This window comes from Lysinibacillus capsici (assembly GCF_003367505.1).
GTDB lineage: Bacteria > Bacillota > Bacilli > Bacillales_A > Planococcaceae > Lysinibacillus > Lysinibacillus capsici.
Map to the genome: position 1 here is coordinate 180,832 of NZ_PXXX01000019.1, position 23,551 is coordinate 204,382.

At 35.5% G+C, this 23,551-nt stretch carries 26 protein-coding genes; 24 read left to right on the forward strand and 2 right to left on the reverse strand.

Annotation, left to right across the window (positions count from 1 at the left end):
• Positions 1-153 precede the first annotated feature (153 nt).
• Together C7B89_RS18080 and C7B89_RS18085 are read right to left on the reverse strand one after the other, a co-directional pair.
• The gene (locus tag C7B89_RS18080) at positions 154-1,209 is read right to left on the reverse strand and encodes an LCP family protein (RefSeq protein ID WP_103117452.1); all 1,056 of its coding nucleotides are present in this window, start codon (positions 1,207-1,209) and stop codon (positions 154-156) included.
• Between the two features lie 147 nt (positions 1,210-1,356).
• The gene (locus tag C7B89_RS18085) at positions 1,357-1,992 is read right to left on the reverse strand and encodes a YigZ family protein (RefSeq protein WP_103117453.1); all 636 of its coding nucleotides are present in this window, start codon (positions 1,990-1,992) and stop codon (positions 1,357-1,359) included.
• Positions 1,993-2,157: 165 nt separating this feature from the next.
• On the opposite strand from C7B89_RS18085, the gene C7B89_RS18090 reads away from it, so the two are divergent.
• The 24 genes from C7B89_RS18090 to C7B89_RS18205 all read left to right on the forward strand — a co-directional run bounded on the left by C7B89_RS18090 (position 2,158) and on the right by C7B89_RS18205 (position 23,536).
• Positions 2,158-3,306: a sensor histidine kinase gene (locus C7B89_RS18090; RefSeq protein ID WP_048392088.1), complete on the forward strand. Its 1,149-nt coding sequence runs from the start codon at positions 2,158-2,160 to the stop codon at positions 3,304-3,306.
• A 35-nt stretch (positions 3,307-3,341) separates the two neighbouring features.
• Positions 3,342-4,016, forward strand: coding sequence for a response regulator transcription factor (locus C7B89_RS18095; protein ID WP_004227590.1), 675 nt, complete (start codon positions 3,342-3,344; stop codon positions 4,014-4,016).
• Positions 4,017-4,301: 285 nt separating this feature from the next.
• Entirely contained in the window at positions 4,302-4,847 is a 546-nt protein-coding gene (locus tag C7B89_RS18100) for a DUF3225 domain-containing protein (RefSeq protein ID WP_004227588.1), read from the forward strand.
• A gap of 268 nt (positions 4,848-5,115) precedes the next feature.
• On the forward strand, positions 5,116-5,958 hold the full coding sequence (locus tag C7B89_RS18105) for a DegV family protein (RefSeq protein ID WP_048392086.1): 843 nt from the start codon (positions 5,116-5,118) through the stop codon (positions 5,956-5,958).
• Between the two features lie 62 nt (positions 5,959-6,020).
• Positions 6,021-7,391, forward strand: a complete 1,371-nt coding sequence (locus C7B89_RS18110) for an ATP-dependent helicase ComFA (RefSeq protein WP_425269297.1) — start codon at positions 6,021-6,023, stop codon at positions 7,389-7,391.
• Positions 7,384-7,974: a ComF family protein gene (locus C7B89_RS18115; RefSeq protein ID WP_115674237.1), complete on the forward strand. Its 591-nt coding sequence runs from the start codon at positions 7,384-7,386 to the stop codon at positions 7,972-7,974. Before C7B89_RS18110 ends, C7B89_RS18115 begins: the two co-directional genes overlap by 8 nt.
• Positions 7,975-8,052: 78 nt before the next feature.
• Positions 8,053-8,466: a TIGR03826 family flagellar region protein gene (locus C7B89_RS18120; protein WP_066036322.1), complete on the forward strand. Its 414-nt coding sequence runs from the start codon at positions 8,053-8,055 to the stop codon at positions 8,464-8,466.
• A gap of 121 nt (positions 8,467-8,587) precedes the next feature.
• Positions 8,588-8,848, forward strand: coding sequence for a flagellar biosynthesis anti-sigma factor FlgM (gene flgM, locus C7B89_RS18125; protein WP_115674238.1), 261 nt, complete (start codon positions 8,588-8,590; stop codon positions 8,846-8,848).
• Between the two features lie 27 nt (positions 8,849-8,875).
• Positions 8,876-9,376, forward strand: a complete 501-nt coding sequence (locus tag C7B89_RS18130; RefSeq protein ID WP_115674239.1) for a flagellar protein FlgN — start codon at positions 8,876-8,878, stop codon at positions 9,374-9,376.
• A 14-nt stretch (positions 9,377-9,390) separates the two neighbouring features.
• Positions 9,391-10,983, forward strand: a complete 1,593-nt coding sequence (flgK, locus tag C7B89_RS18135) for a flagellar hook-associated protein FlgK (RefSeq protein WP_103117457.1) — start codon at positions 9,391-9,393, stop codon at positions 10,981-10,983.
• 55 nt (positions 10,984-11,038) lie between these two features.
• A complete protein-coding gene (flgL, locus tag C7B89_RS18140) occupies positions 11,039-11,953 on the forward strand; it encodes a flagellar hook-associated protein FlgL (RefSeq protein ID WP_115674240.1) in 915 nt (304 codons plus the stop codon).
• Between the two features lie 57 nt (positions 11,954-12,010).
• Positions 12,011-12,574, forward strand: coding sequence for a DUF6470 family protein (locus C7B89_RS18145; RefSeq protein WP_103117459.1), 564 nt, complete (start codon positions 12,011-12,013; stop codon positions 12,572-12,574).
• A 16-nt stretch (positions 12,575-12,590) separates the two neighbouring features.
• Complete coding sequence (fliW, locus tag C7B89_RS18150) at positions 12,591-13,034, forward strand: flagellar assembly protein FliW (RefSeq protein ID WP_103117460.1); 444 nt, start codon at positions 12,591-12,593, stop codon at positions 13,032-13,034.
• Positions 13,034-13,252: a carbon storage regulator CsrA gene (gene csrA, locus C7B89_RS18155; RefSeq protein WP_115674241.1), complete on the forward strand. Its 219-nt coding sequence runs from the start codon at positions 13,034-13,036 to the stop codon at positions 13,250-13,252. Before fliW ends, csrA begins: the two co-directional genes overlap by 1 nt.
• A gap of 172 nt (positions 13,253-13,424) precedes the next feature.
• Positions 13,425-14,351 carry a flagellin Hag gene (hag, locus tag C7B89_RS18160; RefSeq protein ID WP_115674242.1) on the forward strand — a complete coding sequence of 309 codons (927 nt, stop codon included), beginning with the start codon at positions 13,425-13,427 and terminating at the stop codon, positions 14,349-14,351.
• Positions 14,352-14,435: 84 nt separating this feature from the next.
• The gene (locus C7B89_RS18165) at positions 14,436-16,136 is read left to right on the forward strand and encodes a motility associated factor glycosyltransferase family protein (RefSeq protein ID WP_115674243.1); all 1,701 of its coding nucleotides are present in this window, start codon (positions 14,436-14,438) and stop codon (positions 16,134-16,136) included.
• Entirely contained in the window at positions 16,129-16,473 is a 345-nt protein-coding gene (locus tag C7B89_RS18170) for a DUF8042 domain-containing protein (RefSeq protein WP_115674244.1), read from the forward strand. Before C7B89_RS18165 ends, C7B89_RS18170 begins: the two co-directional genes overlap by 8 nt.
• The gene (locus C7B89_RS18175; protein ID WP_115674245.1) at positions 16,473-17,675 is read left to right on the forward strand and encodes a motility associated factor glycosyltransferase family protein; all 1,203 of its coding nucleotides are present in this window, start codon (positions 16,473-16,475) and stop codon (positions 17,673-17,675) included. The genes C7B89_RS18170 and C7B89_RS18175 overlap by 1 nt, the downstream gene beginning before the upstream one ends.
• Positions 17,676-17,790: 115 nt before the next feature.
• On the forward strand, positions 17,791-18,762 hold the full coding sequence (gene pseB, locus C7B89_RS18180) for a UDP-N-acetylglucosamine 4,6-dehydratase (inverting) (RefSeq protein WP_115674246.1): 972 nt from the start codon (positions 17,791-17,793) through the stop codon (positions 18,760-18,762).
• Positions 18,763-19,746 carry a UDP-glucose 4-epimerase GalE gene (gene galE / locus C7B89_RS18185; RefSeq protein ID WP_115674247.1) on the forward strand — a complete coding sequence of 328 codons (984 nt, stop codon included), beginning with the start codon at positions 18,763-18,765 and terminating at the stop codon, positions 19,744-19,746.
• The gene (locus tag C7B89_RS18190; RefSeq protein WP_115674248.1) at positions 19,743-20,678 is read left to right on the forward strand and encodes a UDP-glucuronic acid decarboxylase family protein; all 936 of its coding nucleotides are present in this window, start codon (positions 19,743-19,745) and stop codon (positions 20,676-20,678) included. The genes galE and C7B89_RS18190 overlap by 4 nt, the downstream gene beginning before the upstream one ends.
• The gene (gene galU, locus C7B89_RS18195; protein ID WP_115674249.1) at positions 20,679-21,563 is read left to right on the forward strand and encodes a UTP--glucose-1-phosphate uridylyltransferase GalU; all 885 of its coding nucleotides are present in this window, start codon (positions 20,679-20,681) and stop codon (positions 21,561-21,563) included. It abuts the gene before it with no gap.
• Entirely contained in the window at positions 21,564-22,772 is a 1,209-nt protein-coding gene (locus C7B89_RS18200) for a UDP-glucose dehydrogenase family protein (RefSeq protein WP_115674250.1), read from the forward strand.
• Complete coding sequence (locus C7B89_RS18205) at positions 22,769-23,536, forward strand: CBS domain-containing protein (RefSeq protein WP_208644742.1); 768 nt, start codon at positions 22,769-22,771, stop codon at positions 23,534-23,536. The genes C7B89_RS18200 and C7B89_RS18205 overlap by 4 nt, the downstream gene beginning before the upstream one ends.
• Positions 23,537-23,551 lie beyond the last annotated feature (15 nt).

Sequence of the window (23,551 nt, forward strand, 5' to 3'; positions counted from 1 at the left end):
TAAACCGATTATATATAGGGAATGGAATAGAAGGTAAACTTAAATAAGCTTGTTTATCGATTACTAGGAGGGGTAAATGAAAAGGGTAGTCAATCAATGGAGAAGCCATATAAAAAGACCATAGACAAGTTGTTTGTCTATGGTCTGAAAGCTCTATTCAGTAACTGAATTGTCATCGCTACTAGCAGCACTATCTGTTCCTGTATTGCCACTTGTTAGACTTGATGATTGTTCATTTAGGCCAAGATGGTTTTTGAAAATCTCCTTTGTTTCTTCAACAGAATCTTGATTTAACTGGTAATAATAAATACCAGTAGATGTATCATCCGTGCCATCTAATGTTAAGGAATCGATACGTGGTGCGCCTTTTGATAAATAAGATAAGAAGGACTTCATTTCAGTGAATGTCATATCTGTTTTCATATTATCACCAAGAGCTTTAATGACATCATCATATTTCGTAACGGACTTAACAGAAGCGACTTTTTTAATAATCGCAGATAGAATTTCCTGTTGACGTTTACCACGCTCAATATCATTATCTTGTTTACGTGTTCTTGCGAGTGCAAGTGCCTCACTACCATTTAAATGTTGTAAGCCTGGCTGTAAGTTAATTGTAAACTTATCAAACTCATCTAATTCATGCAATGCATATGGTACTTCAGCTTCAATACCACCTAATGCATCTACAACATCTATGAATGCATTAAAGTTCATGCGTACATAATAGTCAATAGGAATATCAAATAGTTCTTCTACAGTTTCGATCGTAGTAAGTGTTCCACCCATAGCGTGTGCATGAGTAATTTTATCTTTATAACCTACTTTAGGAATATAAACGTAAGAATCACGAGGAATGCTTAGCATTTTAATTGTATGAGTTTTGTTATTTAATGTAGCTAAAACGAGTGCATCGGAGCGTGAATGATCCGAACCTTGCCCTCGATTGTCACTATCATCAACACCTACAAATAAAATAGAGACATTGTCTTGTACAGGCTCTACTTTCTCTACACGTTGCGTTGAAACCTCTCGACCTTCTAACTCCTCATATGCTGAGTCTGCAGCATGCTCTACCTGTTTAGTAAGGTAAACAGCATAAGCCGTTACACAAATTACCAAACTGGCAACTAATAGTAGTGTAACTTTTATAATTAATGAAGCTTTAGAAGACCTCTTTTTAGTCGGACTAACAGATCTTTTTTTCATAATAGATATATTCTCCTCTAATTATTGGGAATAATAATGCGATAAAGCTAACTTTTATTCAATTTTAACTAAGCAATTGTGTGGACAATAAAATAGCTTAACAAAAAAATTATACTATGCATATTTAGTTTCGACAATTAAAACTATTTAATTGACAATAAATTCTACAAATTGAGCATCTTCGAAAGTGATGGTAGCCTGTCCATTTGTCATTTCTGTTATCCAACTTCGGAACTGTTCTTCTTCCTCTTTTAGCACAGAAACAATGATTTCAACACCCTCCAAATAACGTATTTCCTCTAAAGAATATGATGAACTTCTTATTTCATTTTCGACTTTTCCTAGCCATGTATAATCAATAGCTACTTTCATGACATGATGCAATTTACGTTCAACTATCTGTGCAGCAGTTAATCCCTCTGTAGTTGCTTTTCCATAAGCACGAATAAGGCCACCACCACCGAGCTTAATGCCTCCAAAATAGCGGGTCACAACAACGACCGTATCTTTTAACCCTTGTTTTTTTAAGACCTCTAACATAGGGACGCCTGCAGTACCACTAGGTTCCCCATCATCATTTGCCTTTTGAATATGATCATGCTCTCCAATAATATATGCAGAGCAGTTATGTGTTGCATTATGATGCAATTTTTTTATACCATCTATAAAAGAAATTGCATCCTCTTCCGTTTCTGCACGTTCTATATAAGTGAGAAAGCGAGATTTGGAAATGACAATTTCGCTTTCACCATATCCTTTTACTGTTAAATAGTTTTCTCTCATTCGTATCAATCTCCTTTTAACTAGAGTTCTATTCTATAATTTTCATGAAGAAAAAGCATTAAATTTTAGCATGGTAATGCTATAATAGGTGTAGACTATGGAATATGTGATTTTAGTCTATTAAATTAGTAAGTAATCATAAGACATTAGACTGGGGAGTATACTATGTTTTCAAATGATACCTTCGATTTAAAGTCGCTTGATGACATTTTTAATCGAATGTTAGATACAATCATGAGCTCAAAGGATGATATCTTTATTATAAGTGAACAAAGCCGCAGAAGCTTTGAAGATATGCAAAAAGAGCTTGAAATTGTTCGAAAACAAATATCAATCGTAATTGATGATGGCGATGCATTGGAAAAAAGTACGCAGCTTGCTAAGCAACGACTTGTGCTAGTGAGTAAAGCTTTTGATAATTATACCGAAGAACAAGTTAGAGAAGCCTATGAAACTGCACATGATTTTCAAGTAAAGCTCTCCGTTATTAGAACACAAGAAAAACAGCTACGGGATAAAAGAGATGATCTAGAGAGAAGATTAAGAGGATTACTCGATACGATTGAACGTGCTGATCATATTGTTAATCAGGTAAATGTCGTTTTGAATTACTTAACTTCAGATTTAAGAAATGTTGGTTTAGCCCTTGAACAAGCAAAAATGAAACAGGATTTTGGGATACGTATTATTGCAGCTCAAGAGGAAGAGCGTAAGCGTTTATCAAGAGAGATTCATGATGGACCTGCTCAAATGCTTGCAAATGTCCTTATGCGCACTGATTTAATAGATAGAACGTATCGTGAAAAAGGTATTGAAAAGGCTTTGGCTGAAATTGCCGATTTAAAGAAAACGGTACGTAATGCCTTATCTGAGGTGCGACGTATTATTTATGATCTACGACCAATGGCACTTGATGATTTGGGAATTATTCCGACATTAAAGAAGTATTTATCGACAGTGACTGAATATAATCCAGGTGTTGAAATTCATTTCCAATCGAGAAGTACAGAAAAACGTATACCTTCAAATTATGAAGTATCCATTTTCCGATTAGTACAAGAATGTGTAACCAACGCCATGAAGCATGGAAAGTGTAAAGACATTTGGGTAAAGCTTGAATGGTTAAAAGATGCCGTCAACATTGTTGTAAAAGATGATGGCATAGGCTTCGACCCACAAGTAGTGAAAGATCATTCCTTTGGGATTTTAGGAATGAAAGAACGTATTGAAATTTTAAATGGTACAATCACCATTACGAGTGAAATCAATCGAGGGACAACGGTGTTATTTAAAATACCGTTAGAAGTAGAATGATGTAACTGTCGCAGAAATCTAGGGGGTAAAGACAAATGACAAAGATTATTATTGTAGACGATCACCAGCTATTCCGCGAAGGAGTAAAACGCATTTTAGATTTTGAAGATACGTTTGATGTAGTAGCAGAAGGTGACGATGGAACAGATGTGGTTACGTTATACGCTGAAAACGAACCAGATGTAGTGCTTATGGATATTAACATGCCAGGTAAAAACGGAGTAGAAGCAACGGCAGAGTTAATTACTGAATTTCCAGATGCAAAAGTGATTATGTTGTCTATACATGACGATGAAACATATGTTACGCATGCATTAAAATCAGGTGCTCTTGGCTATATGTTAAAAGAGATGGATGCAGATGAAATCGTTGAGGCGATTAAAGTTGTTGCCAACGGCGGTTCTTATTTACACCCAAAAGTAACGAAAAACCTAGTAGCAGAATTCAAGCGACTTTCAGAACATGAAAATAAAGGAAACTTCCATCAAACTGAAATTCGTCGTCCATTCCATTTGCTAACTAAGCGTGAATGTGAAGTATTACAATTATTAACAGATGGTCAATCAAACCGTACAATCGGTGAGACACTGTTTATCTCTGAAAAAACAGTTAAAAACCACGTATCAAGTATTCTACAAAAAATGAATGTTAATGACCGTACACAAGCAGTTGTAACAGCCATTAAAAATGGCTGGGTTGAAGTACGTTAATTGCTAAAACTGTTTTTAAAAGCTACTTTTTATTGAAGTAGTTTTTAAAACAGTTTTTTATTGTTTTTTGGTAATAATTTGTATTGGGCTTACATGATGAAGAACAGGTCATTCACAATTTTGTAACATTACTAATCATTAGTATGAATATGATAACTAGCAATTCATGCAACATTTTACAGCCTAATGCGTCATAAGGAAGATGTAGCACTTAAATGTTGAAAATGCACAACAAAATTCCTACGAAAGCATTTATATGCTACAATATGCGCGGGAGGTTTTTTGATGTTAAAGAAAAGTTTTCTAGCAGTTCTAATCTTATTAGTGTTAACTGCCTGTGGTAATAAAGATGAGAAGATGAGTGATGAAGAACGAGATAAAGTAATAGAGGATGGTACAGTTGGCTTTGAAATGATGGGTGGAAACGTAGAAAAGGCTGATAATGTACCAGCGGAAGATGAAAAGGCAATTTTAGCATCTTTTGATGAGTATATTGCTGCATTAAATGCTGAAGAAATTGATCGTTATATGAATACAATCTCGAAAAATCCAAAGGGTTTTAAATACGATGAAGAAAAAACATATGCATCAGAAGTATTTGATCAATTTGATATTAAGCGTGAAGTAGAAAATGTAACAATTGCAAAGTATGAATCAGAAGAGGCGCAAGTATTTGCCAACATGAAAATGCACTCACTTCAGCTTGAGACAAATGTCGAACATGAAAGTGCAGGACGTCAGGTAACAGTCTTTGTGAAAGAGGACAATGATTGGAAAGTAACAAGTGTCTTTTATATTGGTGACGACTCACAGTCAAGTACAGGAAATTAACAGAAGCTATCTTCATTCAACATAACAATTGAGTGAAGATATGCCTATTTATACATAGACAATGAATGTGAAATGGAAGCTAGCTTACTAGCACGACTCTAGAAGGGCGAGAACGGGAATCCGACGTTCGTCATTCATTTCACATTCATTTCTTTTTGTTTTCCGTCATTTATGCAAAAGCGAAGCGCCAGCAATAACAACACAACAACAACAATTGCACCAAGTAGAAATAGATTGTAAACTAAAAATTATAGGAGAGTGGACATGGATGAGGACGGCAATCGTAACAGATAGTACTGCATATATTACAGCTGAGGAACGTGCACGCTTAAACATTCACATGATACCTTTAAGTGTTAATATCTCAGGTCAATTATTTGCAGAAGAAGTAGATATCACAGCATCTGAATTTTATGATAAGGTGCGTGGAGCTAAAGAATTTCCTAAAACAACACAACCTCCAATTGGAGAATTTGTTGCTCTTTTTGATGAGCTAGCAAAGGATTACGATGAGATAATTTCTATCCATTTATCGAGTGGTATTAGTGGAACATACCAAGGTGCAGTGCAGGCCGGTGAAATGGTGGAAGGTATTAATGTTTATGCCTTTGACAGTGAAATATCCTGTGCTGTTCAAGGCTTTTACGTATTAAGAGCAGCGGAGATGGCGAAAGAGGGCCATTCAGCAAAAGACATACTTGCAGCATTAGCGGACATGCAACAGTCTATTCGTGCTTACTTCATCGTAGACGACTTAGCACATTTACAACGTGGTGGGCGTTTATCTTCTGCAGCTGCATTAATCGGTGGCTTATTACAAGTAAAGCCTGTTTTACATTTTGTGGATAAGGTAATTGTACCTTTCGAAAAAATCCGAACACGTAAAAAGGCATTAAAGCGTGCGGAAGAATTGCTAGCAGAGGATGCAAAAAAGTATGCAGCGATGGACGCTGTTGTCATTCACGGAAATTGCCCTGCTGAAGCCCAAGAATGGCTAGAGCAATTAGCCGCAACGTACCCAAACGTAAACTTTAAATTGAGCTATTTTGGTCCTGTTATTGGTACTCATTTGGGTGAAGGGTCAATGGGATTAGGATGGACAAAAAAATAACGAATTGTGAGAAGTCTCTACAGCAAAAGTAGAGGCTTTTTTCTGTGAAAGGGGAGGTTTTAATGAGATATAGGGGTTGGTTGATGCCCCCAGCATTACGTGATTTTCATGAAGGGCGCATTTGGTTAAAAGAACATTCGCCATTTTCATCTGAAGATATTGAGAAAGAAATAAAGCGAAAATACGTCAGTATAATAGAAGGAATTCAAATAAAGCCAGCTATTAAATGCAATCGTTGTCACAATACAGACCCGCACTTATTCACAAAATTCGATTGCTCAAAATGTCAGCAACAATGTGTGTACTGCCGACACTGTATTAAAATGGGGAGAGTAAGTAGCTGTACAAAATTGATGATTTGGACAGGTCCCAAGACGATTAAAATTAACAAGCATTCATTAAAATGGGCAGGGCAATACACCGAACTCCAGCAACAGGCTGCTAATGAAACCTTGGCAAGTGTGAAAGCAAAACGCTCCCATTTAATTCATGCAGTTTGCGGTGCAGGCAAAACAGAGCTGCTTTTTCCTACTGTCTATGATGCATTAAAGAGAGGGCTACGTGTTTGTATCGCTACACCACGGACAGATGTAGTGTTAGAACTGTATCCACGTTTTCAAGAGGCTTTTCCTGATACAGTTATTCATGCTTTATACGGTGGAGCACCTCACCAAAAGGGCTATGCGCAGTTTATTATAGCAACGACGCATCAGCTCTACCGATTTGACAAGGCATTTGATGTCATTATTGTAGATGAGGCAGATGCTTTTCCTTATACATTTGATGAAACTTTACAAAGAGCAGTAGATAAGGCTAAAAAGGAAAATGCTCCTCTGGTATTTGTGACAGCAACCCCATCAGCATCATTACTCCATACCTTCCAACAAGAAAGCTACTCTTTTATTCCAAAACGCTATCATAATCATCCATTACCAGTCCCACAAGTTCGTTCTTTATGGAGCTATAATAAATGCTTTAAGCGAGGTAAAATCCCTAAAAGGTTAAAAAAGTGGGTGGAGGAGCGCTTACGCCAAAAGGAACCCTTTTTACTATTTTTCCCGACAATTGACTTAATGAAACGTGCAACTCCTCTTTTTCAAGGGTTAAATGAAGACATACTAGCTGTGCATGCAGCTGACCCAGAGCGGAAGCTGAAGGTGTTAAAGCTACGAAATAAAGCAGTTCCGGGCTTATTAACCACTACGATATTAGAAAGAGGCATTACAATCAGCAATGTACAGGTGGCTGTTATAGGGGTAGAGTCATTGATTTTTACTGCAAATGCTCTCATTCAGATTGCAGGTCGAGTTGGGCGAGATGTTCAATTTCCTGATGGGGACGTCCTATTCTTTCATCACGGTATTACGGCAGAGATGGATGAGGCATGTGCAAAAATTCATTTTTTTAATAAGAAGGGATTTCTGAATGAATAAAATAGAACCTCGTTGTTTAATATGCGCACAGCCGTTAAAAATAACTATTTCCTGGAAAATGATTCTAACCAAGCAATTCTCACTGAAAATATGTGAAAGATGTGCCGCTCGTTTTGTACCTTCACAATCTGCTACATCCCTTTATCAATATAATGAGGCGATGAAGGATTACTTACACCAGCTAAAGTTTCTTCAAGATGTGGCTCTTGCCAAGGTATTTCGACAGGAGCTCTATGATCGTCTCAATAAAGAAAAAGCAATTATTCTCCCCATTCCAATGCATCCTCTCAAGCAACAGGAGCGTACTTTCTCGCATACTGATGAACTATTAAAAGCGGCTCATATTCCCTTTATTCAATTATTAGAAAAGACAACGACAGAAACGCAAAGCTCCAAAAATAGAGAGCAGCGAATACAGGCAGCTCCACTTTTTTGCTTAAAGGAGGGAGCACAAGTTGAACATAAAAATTATCTTCTTTTTGACGATATAAAAACTACAGGGACAACTCTACAGCATGCTACAACTGTTTTAATGCAGGCGGGTGCTAAAAATGTCCAATACTTCACATTAATTGAAGGATGAAAATACCAATGCATTATGTATAATAGTTAATGAGACAGCATTCGTAGATAAATTTGCTAGAAAGAGGAGGAAAGGCCAATGGCAGAGGTTCGTAATTGTCCGAAATGTAATGAGTTTTTTAATTATACAGGAGTCCGAGAAGTGTGTCATAAGTGTGCACAATCAGAGGAGGAGCTTTATCAAATCGTTTATCGTTTCTTACGTAAACGTGAAAACCGTGCGGCAACTGTAGAACGTATTGTGGAAGCCACGGGAGCGGCAGAGGAGCTATTGTATAAATGGGTTCGTAAGGGTCGCCTGCAGCCAGCCATGTTCCCTAACCTTGGCTATCCATGTGATAACTGTGGTCATCTGACAACAACCGGTAAACTTTGTGCAAAATGCCAGGATGAATTAAAGGCAGACTTACGTACATTTGAAGCAGCTAAGGAATTCCGCGACAGTGTAGAGCAGCGTGATCGTGTAACCTATCACTCAGAGCGTAAACGTTAATTACTCCAAGTGTGTTAATTTTAAACAAAATTAGCACACTTTTTTCTATGTGAAAACTTAACATTATGTGAGACAATCCGAAATAATAGTAAGATAGGATTTAGAGATGGGGGGTATTGAAATGAAAATTACATCTTATGGTATTAATGCAGTTAACGCCTATAAAAACCAAGTGCGCAATGTGAAATCAGACGCAAACAAAGCATCTTTTGCTGATAAAATTGAAATTTCCAAGGCTGCACAGGAAATGCAGGGTGTTTCAACATACAGTACAGAGCGAGCGGAACATGTTCAACAGTTAAAAAAGGATATCGCTTCTGGTGAATACAAAGTAGATGCACGTAAAGTGGCAGAGGATATGCTGAAATATTATCGTTTCTAGGGAATAGCAGAAAGGGTGTATAACGATATGTCTGTAGAAGCAATTAGTTCTACACTAACAATGCTAGAGAGAATGCATAAAAGCTTACTTGAACTAGCCTATAAAAAAACAGAAATCATTAAAGCTGGCGATATCGAAGCGCTAGACCAATTGCTCAAGGATGAACAGGCGCATGTAGCAGCCATCGATAAGCTCGAGCAACAGCGTCAGAAACAGGTAACGGACTACCTTGAAGCAAATGGACTTGCTTCAGCTGACAAAACAACTGTCGCGGATGTCATCGAGGCTGCTGACCAACAAGCTGACAAAGCAACACTCTCAGCAGTTCGCGAACGTTTAATGCAAATTATTAATGACCTACGAAAACAAAATGATTTAAATCAAAAACTCGTTTTCCAATCACTACAAATTGTTAACTTAACACTAGACGCCGTAAGACCTCGCACAGAGCAAATCAACTACTCTAGCAACGAGGTTCTCGGCACAAACAATATAGCTAAAAAATCATATTTCGATTCACAAGCATAAAAGGAGGAAGAAACATGCGCTCAACATTTATGGGCTTAGAAGCTAGTAAACGCGGCCTCTTTGTACAACAAACAGCGTTATATACAACAGGACATAATATTTCTAATGCAAATACTCTAGGCTATTCTCGCCAACGAGTAAACATGCAAGCAACACCAGGCTTTCCAACGGCTGGGTTAAATCAACCTACTTATCCAGGGCACCTTGGTACAGGGGTTGAAGCAAGTTCGATCCAGCGTATACGCAGTGAATTTATTGATCGCCAATATCGTCAAGAAACGAATAAATTTGGCTATTGGGAATCTAGAACAAATGCTATTGCACAAATGGAAGATGTCATGAATGAACCTTCGGAATTTGGCTTAGATAAAGCTTTTGAACAGTTTTGGAAGGGACTCGAAGATGTTGGGACAAAACCAGCAGACGCAGCTTCACGTCAAGTAGCTATTAGACGTGCTGAGCACTTAGCCGAATCTTTTAATTATCTTGATAAACAATTAAAAATGATTCAGGGCAATCTTGGAAATGAACTTAATGTTTCGACCACTCAAATTAATACCATCCTAAAACAGATTGCAGCTGTTAATAAACAGATTCAAGAGGTTGAACCTAGTGGACATGTACCAAATGATTTATATGATGTTCGTGATACTTTAGTTGACAAATTAAATGAATATATCCCAGTATCGATTGAACGTATTCCTTCAGGTGGTTTAGCATCAGAGGTTGCAGAGGGAAGCTTAAAAATTACATTTAAAGGGACAGATGGTGTTGTCAGAGATCTAGTAAATGGCAAAGACTTTGCTCAATTTACAGCAATGGGTACCACTGGTACTAAAGTGACAGGCGACGATATTACAAATTCGTTCTCTGAATTACGATTAACAGGATTGGAATCTTTAGATGCGCATGAAGCAGGTGCTGTCACTAGTACACAAGCAGCTATTAAACAGCAAGACTTTGAAGCATCAAAAGGAAAATTACTATCATTAATTAATTCATATGGTTATCAAAGTGCGGGTGGCGATATTAAAGGATATTATCCAGAGACATTAGAAAAATTAGATCAATTAGCCAATGCATTTATTAAAGAATTCAACGCGCAGCACGCAAAAGGTTATACTCTTGAAGAGAAAGATGCAAATGGAAACATCATTAATGCTTCTGTTGCAGGGGGCGTATTCTTTGAAGGAACTGGTGCTGGTGGAATCAAAGTTAATGAAAATATATCTAAAAATCCAAACCTTTTAGCCGCATCATCTGATCCAACAGAAGAAGGAAATGGTAAGAATGCTTACGAACTTGCAAATATGCAACATAAATTATATGCAGATATAGATAACGCAAGTTTACAATCTTTTTATCAAGCAATGGTTGGAAAAGTTGGTGTAGACGGTGAAGAAGCTTTACGTTTAGCCGCTACGTCTGAATCCCAACGCCTAATGGTATCTAATAGTCGCGATGCTGTAAGTGCTGTTTCTTTAGATGAAGAAATGACAAATATGATTACGTTCCAACAGGCATACAATGCAAATGCACGTATGATTACGGTTGTCGATGAAACATTGGATAAAATCATTAATGGTATGGGCCGAGTTGGTCTTTAACAATAATATATAGAGACATTTCTCTTAGACTATCAAGAAGGAGGGTTTTTTCAGAATGCGTGTAACACAATCTATGCTTTCAAATAACATGCTACGCAATTTAAATAACAGCTACGGTAAAATGTCAAAGCTCCAAGATCAAATAAACTCTGGTTCAAAAATTACTCGTCCATCAGATGACCCAGTAATAGCAGTAAAAGGAATGGGGTATCGCCGAGATTTAGCTAAAGTAGAACAATATACTCGTAATATGATTACAGCAAGTAGCTGGTTAGATTCAACGGATGAATCACTTAACCAAGTTGGTGAGCAAATGAAACGAGTTCGTGAACTTGTTATACAAGCTGCTAATGATACAAACACACCTGAAGAACGTGAAAAAATGAAAATGGAGATTGACCAAATTCGTCAGCAACTTCAGGATGTAGGTAATACGAATATTGGTGGTAGTTACATATTTAGTGGAACCAATACAAACCAGCCACTGTTTATATCTGGAGGAAGTGGTAAAGTAATTGATCCTACTATAAACAATAACACTGTGAATATTGAGATATATGATGGTATTCAAATCCCAGTTAATACACCTGGAAAAGATTTGTTTAAGAATATAGATGATATGATGGGGAAAATTTCTGACTTATTAGGTGACCCAACAAAAACAGGTGTGGAAATTGGAGATTTGCTTGGTGGCGTATCGTCCTCCAGTACAAATGATGATATCTTAACAATGCACAATAAAGTTCTAGAGGCACAAGCTGATATAGGTGCCCGTCAAAATCGTGTTGAGATGATGGAAAATCGTCTAGGTATCCGTGAAGTAAATGTTACAAAACAACTAAGAGATAATGAGTCTGTCGATTATTCAAAAGCTATTACCGAAATGGTGACACATGAATCAATTCATCAGGCTGCACTTTCAGTAGGTTCTAAAATTATTCAACAAACACTAGTGGACTTTATTCGCTAATATAATTTAGGCGTTTGAACATTTTGTTCAGACGCTTTTCTTAAAGGAGAAATGTTAATGAGACTCCCTCAAATCCAAATACGGACAACAGATGCAAAAATAGATCTGCACATTGCAAAACCACAACAGCATATTGAACAGCCTAAAGCTACACAGCATATCAAACAGCCTTCTGCTATTTTAGATATAAATACAACAAGAAGTGTTTTGAGGATTGACTCTTCACAGGCAAGAAGAGATATAGGGATGATTGGCCCTTTGGAATCCAGTAAGAATTATGCTGAAAAGGGTAAACAAGAGGCATTGAAAGGTATGGCACGTAGAGCAAGAGAGGGTAGACAAATGATGGATAGTGCTGGTAAAGATCAAGGTGGATCTATAATTCAAAATATTGCAAAACAAAATCATGGTCCACATCGTACTCCGTTCAATATTAAATTTGTCCCTTCAATAGGTTCTGTAAAAATCGACTTTACGCCTGGCACAACTGATGTCAATATTCAGCGTAGGGAACCAATAATCGACACAAAAGTGAACAAACCAATTCACGAATACAAACCAGGGAAAGTAACTGGTACAATGGTACAAAGGCCAGAAGTTGACATTGATGTCATCATTTAAAGGAGTGTAGGGAAATATGAAAATAGCTACTAAATTTTTAGGAGAAGTCGATATTGCTGAACAAGATATCCTGACATTTGAACAGGGCTTACTAGGATTAGAGGAAGAAAAAGAATTTGTATTGCTACCAATCGATGCAGATCTGCCACTTGCACTATTACAATCTGTTCTACATATGGAAATTGGTTTTGTTGTTGCCTATCCTTTTGCATTCAAAAAAGATTATAGCTTTGATATTAGCGAAGAGGATCGCGAACAATTACAGATTGAAAAGGAAGAAGATGTACTTCCATACTCCATTGTCACAATGAAGGAAACTTTCCAAGACTCTACGATTAACTTATTAGCTCCCGTTATATTAAATATGGCTAAAAAACGAGGCAAGCAAATCGTTCTCCAAGACAATAAAGCCTTTCCTCTACGCTATCCAATGCAACCATTGGAAGGAAGTGCGAAATAATGTTAGTACTCTCACGTAAAAAAGATGAATCGATTATGATAGGCGATCAAATCGAAATTAAAATATTAGCTGTCGAAGGTGACCAAATTAAACTTGGTATAGTCGCACCCAAAACAGTTAAAGTACATCGCTCAGAAGTTTTTGAAGCAATTCAAGCTCAAAATAAAGAAGCACTTGCTTCATCCTCAAACTTTTTAGAACAGCTAAAGAAAAAATAAATTAGTACTATGAACCAATTACATAAAAAAAACTTTTAAAAAACTATTAAACTTTTCCAACTACTAACGATATATAGGTTGTAGGGGAAGGGAAGTACATACATACAACCTAAACCGACTATATTCCACAAGGAAGTGGAATAAAAAACAAACATTCAAGGAGGAATTCCAAATGAGAATTCAACACAACATTTCAGCTTTAAACACACACCGTAACCTTACTTTCAACAACGCTCAAGCTTCTAAAAACCTTGAGAAATTATCTTCAGGTTACAAAGTAAACCGTGCTGGAGATGACGCTGCTGGTTTAGCAATCTCTGAAAAAATGCGTGGACAAATCCGTGGTCTTGATATGGCTACAAAAAACGCACAAGATTCAGTATCTTTAATCCAAACTGCTGAGGGAGCTCTTAATGAGACACATGCAATCCTACAACGTATGCGTGAACTAGCAGTTCAATCTTCAAACGATACAAACGTATCTTCTGACCGCGCTGCACTACAATTAGAAATTAACTCTTTAGCAAAAGAGATTACGCGTATTTCTACAGATACTGAGTTCAATACTCAAAAGTTATTAGATGGTACTTTTGGTGGTCAAGTGACATCTGGTGCAGGATTTGATATTAATAATGCAACAAATGCTGGTGGTAAAGTATTCCATATTGGTGCTAACTCTGGTCAATCTATCAACCTAAGTGTTGGTAACATGTCAGCGAGTGCACTTGGTGTAAATGCTGCAGATGATGCTAGTACTGTTGCTGAATTAGGTGCTACAGATAAAATTGGTACAACTGGTATTAACATTTCTACACAAACAGCTGCTGATAATTCAATTTCAATTATCGACAAAGCATTAAACCGTGTATCTGAAACTCGTGCATCTCTAGGTGCAGTACAAAACCGTTTAGAGCACACAATTAACAACTTAGGTGCAACTTCTGAAAACTTAACAGCTGCTGAATCACGTATCCGTGATACAGATATGGCTAAAGAGATGATGGGCTTCACTAAAAACAACATCTTAATGCAAGCTGCACAATCAATGTTAGCTCAAGCTAACCAACAACCACAAGGCGTTCTACAATTATTAGGTTAATTTTTAAACGCTAAACCTCTAGCTTTGGCTAGAGGTTTTTTAAATTATTCAATAAGGTAAATAGAGGTATCGGGGTGATATGATTTGAATATTAATATTGAGTTCTTGCCAAGTAAAAATGGTGAGGAAACATTAAAATTAAATGAGTATTTTGTACATAGTAAATATAATCCCAATAAAGAAGCGGAACAATTAATTCATAATCAATACACACCTCATCACACTCATATCATTTTTGGTTATGGGTGTGGTTATGTTGTAGAGGCTTTATTAAAGCGTAGATCATTTGAAGAAACTATTATTGTGATAGATCCCTTATTTGATAATCAAACATTAAGACCTAAACACAAAGCTTCTAATTTATTTATGTTTGATAGTACAGCCATTTCAGTACTTGAATTGTATATAAATAAAATTGCTACAAATACACGTGTAGCCTTCAAAATGATATGTACTTCAAATTATGATAAGGTATTTCCTAATCAGTATAAAGAATTACTAAAAAAAATGCTTGATATACAGTATAAAAATAGAACAAATGATTATACGTTATTACGATATGCTAAGGACTGGCAGCGTAATTTCATAGAAAATTTACAAAATCTTTCTGTGGACTCCTCTATTGAAGGGTTACATAAAAAATATAATTGCCCTGTTGTAGTAGCTTCAGGAGGTCCATCTTTAACGAAGCAAATTCCATTAATAAAAAAATATAGGAAATATATAATACTAATTTCAGCAGGCTCTACTATTAATTCATTAGTAAGTAATGATTTAGAACCTGATTATGTTGTCACTATAGATGGTGGTGAACCTAATTATTTACACTTTAAGCAATTATTTTTACGAAATGCAGAAATAATTTATAGTATGCAAAATCACTATATGGTTAGAAAATCTTTTGAAAAAAAAGGCTTTGTCATGGGGACAAACGGTTTTGGAAAATTGAAAAAATATCTTGAAACTGAGATAGGAGTAAAATACCCTATTTTAGAATATGGAGGGAGTGTAGCTCATTCGGCCTTTAATGTTGCCCATTATATTACAACTGGACCAGTTGCTTTAATAGGACAAGATTTGGCGTATACTGATAATTTAACTCATGCTTCAAGTAACAAAAATGCTAGAGGTATCGATGAAGCATTTATTAAAGAACGAGAGGCGTTTCAAATCGAAGGTTATTATGGGGAACTTGTTTGGACAAATCCTGTATTCCAATCAATGAAATTAGATTTTGAAGCTCTTATCTCAGTGAAAAAACCAGATGTACCATTTTATAACTGTACTGAAGGTGGTGTTAAAATAAAAGGTTTTGAACAAATGTCATTTGAAAATTTTTTAAAACAATCTGTAAGTAAAATAGAGGAATCTAAAGTAATAAAAGTAAATGATATTAACCTGAATTTAGACATCAATAATAATTTAAAACATATGCTTAACAATTTAAATGAGTTAAAAGTATTTTTAAATAAAGGGTTAATTATAATAGAGAAAATTGAACTATCTAAACAAATTGATAAAAAAGCTCTTAAAAAATTAGATGATTTGGAAATAAATGTTAATAAACTTCTTGATAAAATTCCCATTGAACCAATGACTAATTCAATTACAATAGATATTTTAAGTAATTATTTACCAGCGGAAAATGAAACTACAGTTGAAACTTATAAACGAGTTAATAGGCAAACTAAGGCCTTATATACACAACTACAGAGTGCTATAAATTATACTGAGCAGTGTATTAAAAATGTATTTGAAAATAGGGAGGTTGAGAACAATGAATGAGGTAATTGATGTAATTAGTAGCTACAATAAGTATATTTTAAAGGTAACTAAAGGTAGTGTTCAAATTGCAGAACATTTACGTAAAGATGAAGTACCTGAAGCAATGCAAATGATTTTACAATTTTCAGAAGGAATGGGCTGGCTAGTAGAAGCTAGTGAGCTACTTTCTAAAAATAAAGTAACAGTTCACTTACCAGTTGAACAAATTCATGAATTTTTAAATGAAATTAATAGTGGGTTAGAACTCCAAGATTATGTATTAGTTGCAGATATGTTTGAGTATGAAATTGCACCATTTTTTGAACAATTATTACCAATTGAAGGGTTTGAGAACTGATGAACTGGGAAGTTGCTACTGCGAGAAATGGAGAAGCAACGTTAACTTTAAATAATTATGCAATCTATAGTAAATATAGACCTAGGGAAGATGCATGGAAGTGGATAGATAGTGAGTATGAAGAATCGATGGAACAGTATTTCTTAATTGGTTTAGGTCTTGGATATCATGCCGAAAGATTAGCTCAATTAGCAAAAGGTAAAAGAGTAATTGTATATTTCTTTGAAAAGTTAGAATACGAGTTATTTTTGAGAAATAACGAATCCGATGAATTACTACTAAAAATAGATATTGTTCATGATTTGGAAGATGTTATCTTAAATAAAAAAACTCAGGTACTAATTTATGGAAGTTGGATAAAAGCCATTGGACAAAATCACCCACTATTCATCTTTTTGGAAGATATAAAAATTAATCAAGTTACCTATAAAAAATCTGCTGAATTAATGGAAAATAATTTTAATAGCAATATGCAAATTGCTTCGCAAAAAATCTTAAATTACCCAGAATATAAAAAGAAAATTGCATGTCTTGTAGCATCTGGTCCAACACTTAATACCACAGTAAGCTGGTTAAAGGAAATACAAGATAAAGTGGAAATATTCGCAGTAGGTTCAGCATTAAAATTATTATTGTTAAATGGAATAACCCCCACAGCAGCTATAATTTCAGACGCAAAACCTAACATCGTTAAACAAATTCAAGGATCAGATTATTTAGGAACATTGTATTATTTAAGTACTGCCAATACCGAAACTATTTTGAAACATTCGGGTGATTCATATATTTTATTTCAGCAAGGATATCCTTTAGCGGAAAAGGCTGCAAAGAAATTTAATATGCCTCTACTAGAGACAGGAGGCTCTGTATCTACCGTTGCTATTAGCCTACTTGAGTATTTCGATTTTGAAAAAATTATTTTATTTGGACAAGATCTAGGTTTTGTAGGCAACCATACTCATGCGAATAATTCTACCTCTGGACGTGCTGCTAGTGATGATTTGAATATAAGAGAAGTTCTTGCTAATGATGGTTCTTTCATTCATACAACACCAAATTTGCAAGTCTATGCAAGATGGATAGAAAATAAGGCCAAACGAATGTCAAAAAAACTTTATACTACATCTGAACAAGGTGTTTTTATATCTAAAGTACTGTTTATAAATAAAAAAGAACTGAATAGTATTGTTGGTACAAATTAAAAGCCTACTGTAATGTAGGTTTTTATTTATGATTGAGGAATTTTGTCGATATATATAGATAGAAGTTGGTTATATAATAAAATATATAAAATGAATTAGAATGGAGATACGTACTATGAACGTATTAAAAAATAAAACTATTCTTGTCACAGGAGGAACAGGGTCCTTTGGGAAGAAATTTATACATAAAGCATTGACAATGGGTGTAAAAAAAATAATTGTTTTTAGTCGTGATGAACTAAAGCAGTATGAAATGAAACAAGAGTTTAATGATAATCGTCTACGTTTCTTTATCGGTGATGTTCGTGACCAGGAGCGACTACATAGAGCGTTTGACGGGGTTGATATTGTCATTCATGCTGCGGCAATGAAGCATGTCGATGCCTGTGAGTACAATCCTTTTGAAGCAGTTAAAACAAATATACAGGGTGCTCAAAATATTATCGAAGCTGCTATAGATTGTGGAGTAGAAAAAGTGATTGCATTATCAACAGATAAAGCCTGTGCTCCTGTTAATTTATATGGAGCGACAAAATTAGCCTCTGATAAATTATTTGTTGCAGCTAATGCTTATGTAGGTGAAAAGAAAACGCGTTTTGCAGTAGTACGCTATGGCAATGTTGTTGGTAGTAGAGGAAGTGTAGTGCCATTTTTTAAGAAAATAAAAGAAACAGGTATATTACCCGTTACAGATGAACGAATGACACGTTTTTGGATTACCCTAGATCAAGGAGTTCAATTTGTACTAGATAACTTAGAGCGTATGCATGGAGGTGAAATTTTTGTACCGAAAATTCCAAGCATGAAGGTTATAGATTTAGCACAAGCCATTGCACCTGAATGTGAAATAAAAGTTATTGGTATCCGTCCAGGTGAAAAGTTACATGAAGCAATGATTATGGAGGACGATGCACGTCATACGGTGGAATTTGATGACTACTATGTTATTCAGCCTGAGTTTCCATTTTGGTCATCTAAATTTGCAGAAGGCGGAAAAGAATTACCGGAAGGATTTTCTTATACAAGTGATGTAAATGATGAGTGGTTAACGGTTGAGGAATTACGTAAATTAGCGGGGGAGATATAATTGATTGCGGTTGTTGGGGGAGCTGGCTATATAGGCTCACATACAGTTAAATATTTAATAGAACAAGATGAACAAGTTGTTGTATTTGATAATTTAAGTACAGGGCATCGCGAATGTGTGCCAGTTGAATTACCATTTGTTAAAGGTGATTTGGCTTCAATTGAGAACTTACACAATTTTTTTGCACAGTATCCTAATATCCATACAGTTATTCACTTTGCAGCATATGCCTATGTAGGTGAATCTGTGGTAGAGCCAGCGAAATATTATCGAAATAATTTAATCAATACAGTTAATTTATTAGATGCAATGTTAGCACATAATGTGAAAAACATTGTATTCTCATCGACCTGTGCTACATACGGTAATCCAATTTCCTTACCAATTACTGAAGAGCATCCACAAAAACCGATTAATCCTTATGGTCGTACGAAGTTAATGATGGAGCAATTAATGGAGGACTACTCAGCTGCATATGGGTTTAACTATGCTGCATTACGCTATTTTAATGCAGCTGGGGCATCAGAGGATAGCTCTATTGGTGAATGGCATGAGCCAGAGTCTCATTTGATTCCTTTAGTGCTTGATGTAGCACTAGAGAAATCAAATTCTATTAATGTGTTTGGCTCAGATTTTGATACACCAGACGGCACATGTGTACGTGATTATATTCATGTGACGGATTTAGCGGACGCACATTATAAGGCTGCACAATATTTAATGAAGGAACGAAAAAATATTAAGTTGAATTTAGCAAATGGTGAAGGATACTCCAATTTGGAAATTATTCAAATGGTTGAAGAGGTAACTGGAAAGCAGGTTACATATCAACTAACAGACCGACGACCTGGTGACCCAGGGCATTTAATTGGTTGCGCTGATAAAGCAATGGAAGTTATTCAATGGAAACCGAAATATGAATTAAAACAAATTATTGAATCTGCTTGGAAATGGCATCAGAAGAAATTTGGAGGCACAGTATGAAGAAGCGTATTTTAGTTACAGGTGGAGCAGGTTTTCTTGGCTCACATTTGATTGATCGCTTGTTAGAGCAAGGGCATGAAGTTGTGTGTATTGATAATTTGCAAACAGGCTCATTGGATAATATAAAACAAATTATGAATGAAATCACATTTATTCAGCATGATATTACAGAGCCATTGCCCGAGTTAGGACAGATTGATGAAATTTATAATTTAGCATGTCCAGCAAGTCCAGTTCATTATCAAGCAGACCCAGTGCATACATTCAAAACGAGTGTAATTGGGGCTTTATACTTATTAGAACTAGCTCGCCATTCAGGAGCGAAAATCTTTCAAGCTTCAACATCCGAAGTATATGGTGATCCGTTAGTGCACCCACAGCCAGAACAATATTGGGGACATGTCAATCCAATTGGCATTCGTAGTTGTTACGATGAAGGAAAACGTGGTGCAGAAACATTATTCTTCGATTATGCAAGAATGTATGATATTGAAATTAAAATTGTACGTATCTTTAATACATATGGTCCTCGAATGGATGCCAAGGATGGACGAGTAGTAAGTAATTTTATTGTGCAGTCATTGCAAAACAAGCCATTGACAGTTTACGGTGATGGTCAGCAAACTCGCTCATTTTGTTATGTAGATGATTTAATCGAAGGATTTTTAAGATTAATGGCTACTCCTAAACAAATTACTGGTCCTGTAAATCTAGGCAATCCGAATGAATTTACAATGCTTGAGCTTGCAGAAAAGGTAGTGAAATGGACTGGCAATAAAACGCCTTTACAATATGAGCCACTTCCACAGGATGACCCAAAACAGCGCCAGCCGATTATAAATGAAGCAAAGCATTTATTAAATTGGGAACCGAAAATTATGTTAGAGGAAGGGCTTCAAAAAACTATTGCTTATTTCAAGGAGCGGGTGTAAATGCAAAAAGTACGTAAAGCTGTTATTCCAGCTGCTGGATTAGGAACTCGTTTCCTACCAGCAACAAAGGCACAACCGAAGGAAATGTTACCGATTGTTGATAAGCCAACGATTCAATATATTGTAGAAGAAGCAGTTGCAGCAGGCATTGAAGATATCATTATTATAAGTGGACGAAATAAAAGAGCAATTGAAGATCATTTCGATAAAACATATGAACTAGAAGAGTTATTAACGAAAAAAGGAAAATGGGATGATCTTGAGGAAATTCGAGCAATCTCAAATTTAGCCAATATCCATTATATTCGTCAAAAGGAAGCGAGAGGGCTTGGAGATGCTATTTATTGTGCTCACCGCTTTATAGGAGATGAACCTTTTGCGGTGCTGTTAGGGGATATAATTTTACAGGCTGAAAAACCAGCATTAGCGCAATTAATTGAAACGTACGACAAAGAGTTAGCATCAGTAATCGGTGTACAAGCTGTCGATATGAGCGTGGTACATCAGTATGGAGTGATTGATCCAAATGGCGAAATTGAAAAAGGAAAAGCAATTGAGGTAAAAGGTTTTATAGAAAAACCAAAAGCCGAAGTTGCCCCTTCAAATTTAGCGATTATGGGACGTTATATACTAACACCGAATATTTTTAATGCTTTAAAAGTTACACAACCAGGAGCAGGTGAAGAAATTCAATTAACAGATGCCATTGAAATATTGAATCAATCTGAGCGTATTGTTGCACATGATGTGCAAGGGAAGCTTTATGATTGTGGTAGTAAGGTTGGGTTTGTACAAGCTACTATAGACTTTGCATTAGAACGAGAAAATTTACGAGATGAGATTTTGACCTACATAAAAGAAATTGCAAATAAGGAGGAAAGTTAAGTGTCAAATATAGCGATAATTGGAACAGGATATGTAGGACTTGTGACTGGAGTTGTTTTATCAGAAATCGGCAATACAGTAACTTGTATTGATATAGATGAAAATAAAGTACGAATTTTGCAAAGAGGTCAATCACCTATTTATGAACCTGGTTTAGATGAGTTAATGGTAAAAAACATTGATGCAAAACGATTATTCTTTACTACAAATCATAAAGAAGCATTAGCGAATTCAAACATAATTTTTATTGCAGTTGGTACACCACAAAGTGAAAGCGGTGCAGCAGATTTAACATATATTAAACAAGCTGCAAAGGATATAGCATTAAATATTGTGAAAGACACTATTGTAGTTGTGAAAAGTACTGTACCAGTAGGGACAAATGATTTAGTAGAATCAATTATTAAAGAACACTTGATAACAAATAGAAAAGTAGATGTTGTATCTAATCCCGAATTTTTACGAGAAGGACACGCTATTCAAGACACTTTTTACGGTGATCGTATTGTGATTGGTGCCGAAAATAATGAAGCAGGTAATACAATTAAGAAATTATTTAAACCATTAAACTTACCGATTGTACAAACAAATCGTCGCAGTGCAGAAATGATTAAATATGCAGCTAATGCTTTCTTAGCTGTAAAGATTAGCTATATTAATGAAATAGCAAATTTATGTGAGGCAATGGATGCAAATGTATTAGATGTAGCAGAAGGTATGGGATTAGATCATCGTATAGGGCGGGCTTTTTTAAACCCAGGTTTAGGCTATGGCGGTTCTTGCTTCCCAAAAGATACCGAGGCAATTGCATATTTAGGTAGAGAATATTGTGCACCATTAACGATTGTGGAAAATGCCATTAAAGCCAATTTCCGTCAACGTGAGATTTTTTTACAAAAAGTGTTGAATTACTTTGATGGTAATTTAGAAGGTAAAATCATTGGTATGTTAGGTTTATCCTTTAAACCTAATACGGATGATTTACGAGAAGCTCCCTCAGTGTATTTAATTGAAGAATTAGAAAAACGTGGAGCAATTGTGAAGGCATATGACCCAGTAGTTAAACATTTGCCTCAGTGTGTAGAACACTTTGATGAAGTAATTAATAATTCTAATATAGTGTTACTTGTAACTGAGTGGGAAGAATTTAAGTCATTAGAAATCCCTGCAAATAAACTATTCGATGGGAGATACTTCTTGAAGAAATGAAGAACAAAGAAATGATAAGAAAAATGGATATTCTTATAAAGATAAATCAAAAGATAATTGACGCATTAAAAGTGATTGATCACAATGCTAAGGGATTTTGTATTGTTATAAATGAGAATAATCAAGTCATGGGCACGATAACTGATGGAGATATACGGAGATTTTTACTTGAAGAAAAATCTATATATAGCGATATAAATGAAGTGATGAATACTGATTTTGAATATGTAAATGTGTTAGATGAATTTGAAATAGTAGTAGAAAAGTTCAAAAAACATAAAATAAATTTTTTGCCCATTTTGGATAATAGGGGTAATTTAATTAATGTTATTACAAAAAAGCAGTTACATGTATTGATTTTAGAAGGAAGAAATTGGTCTACTGATATAATCTTTGATGATTTAGATATTAATCTGTTAGAACATGAGATTTATAATAGACCATGGGGTTATTACAAAACAGTTTATTTGAATGATTATGCAAGAGCAAAAGTAATTATAGTAAATCCTAAAGGGAAATTAAGTCTACAGGAACATAAATTTAGAGATGAGCATTGGGTAATTATAAAGGGACACGGAGAGATTACCATAGGGGAAAGTATTAAAAAAATTGCTGAGGGTCAGTATTTTTTTGTTCCTAAAGGATGTAAACATCGAATAGAAAATATTTCCAAGGAACTACCATTAATAATTTCTGAAGTTCAATTAGGCAGTTATTTTGGAGAAGATGATATTATTCGATACTCCGATGTATATGGAAGATAATGTTTGAATTTTGGG

Coding starts and splice junctions, on each gene's coding strand:
- C7B89_RS18145 (WP_103117459.1), top strand. CDS start 12,011: ATGAGACTCCCTCAAATCCAAATACGGACAACAGATGCAAAAATAGAT.
- C7B89_RS18130 (WP_115674239.1), top strand. CDS start 8,876: ATGTCTGTAGAAGCAATTAGTTCTACACTAACAATGCTAGAGAGAATG.
- C7B89_RS18090 (WP_048392088.1), top strand. CDS start 2,158: ATGTTTTCAAATGATACCTTCGATTTAAAGTCGCTTGATGACATTTTT.
- C7B89_RS18095 (WP_004227590.1), top strand. CDS start 3,342: ATGACAAAGATTATTATTGTAGACGATCACCAGCTATTCCGCGAAGGA.
- C7B89_RS18175 (WP_115674245.1), top strand. CDS start 16,473: ATGAACTGGGAAGTTGCTACTGCGAGAAATGGAGAAGCAACGTTAACT.
- pseB (WP_115674246.1), top strand. CDS start 17,791: ATGAACGTATTAAAAAATAAAACTATTCTTGTCACAGGAGGAACAGGG.
- C7B89_RS18205 (WP_208644742.1), top strand. CDS start 22,769: ATGAAGAACAAAGAAATGATAAGAAAAATGGATATTCTTATAAAGATA.
- fliW (WP_103117460.1), top strand. CDS start 12,591: ATGAAAATAGCTACTAAATTTTTAGGAGAAGTCGATATTGCTGAACAA.
- flgK (WP_103117457.1), top strand. CDS start 9,391: ATGCGCTCAACATTTATGGGCTTAGAAGCTAGTAAACGCGGCCTCTTT.
- C7B89_RS18190 (WP_115674248.1), top strand. CDS start 19,743: ATGAAGAAGCGTATTTTAGTTACAGGTGGAGCAGGTTTTCTTGGCTCA.
- C7B89_RS18120 (WP_066036322.1), top strand. CDS start 8,053: ATGGCAGAGGTTCGTAATTGTCCGAAATGTAATGAGTTTTTTAATTAT.
- C7B89_RS18115 (WP_115674237.1), top strand. CDS start 7,384: ATGAATAAAATAGAACCTCGTTGTTTAATATGCGCACAGCCGTTAAAA.
- C7B89_RS18085 (WP_103117453.1), bottom strand. CDS start 1,992: ATGAGAGAAAACTATTTAACAGTAAAAGGATATGGTGAAAGCGAAATT.
- C7B89_RS18170 (WP_115674244.1), top strand. CDS start 16,129: ATGAATGAGGTAATTGATGTAATTAGTAGCTACAATAAGTATATTTTA.
- flgM (WP_115674238.1), top strand. CDS start 8,588: ATGAAAATTACATCTTATGGTATTAATGCAGTTAACGCCTATAAAAAC.
- flgL (WP_115674240.1), top strand. CDS start 11,039: ATGCGTGTAACACAATCTATGCTTTCAAATAACATGCTACGCAATTTA.
- C7B89_RS18080 (WP_103117452.1), bottom strand. CDS start 1,209: ATGAAAAAAAGATCTGTTAGTCCGACTAAAAAGAGGTCTTCTAAAGCT.
- C7B89_RS18110 (WP_425269297.1), top strand. CDS start 6,021: ATGAGATATAGGGGTTGGTTGATGCCCCCAGCATTACGTGATTTTCAT.
- csrA (WP_115674241.1), top strand. CDS start 13,034: ATGTTAGTACTCTCACGTAAAAAAGATGAATCGATTATGATAGGCGAT.
- galU (WP_115674249.1), top strand. CDS start 20,679: ATGCAAAAAGTACGTAAAGCTGTTATTCCAGCTGCTGGATTAGGAACT.
- C7B89_RS18105 (WP_048392086.1), top strand. CDS start 5,116: ATGAGGACGGCAATCGTAACAGATAGTACTGCATATATTACAGCTGAG.
- hag (WP_115674242.1), top strand. CDS start 13,425: ATGAGAATTCAACACAACATTTCAGCTTTAAACACACACCGTAACCTT.
- C7B89_RS18100 (WP_004227588.1), top strand. CDS start 4,302: ATGTTAAAGAAAAGTTTTCTAGCAGTTCTAATCTTATTAGTGTTAACT.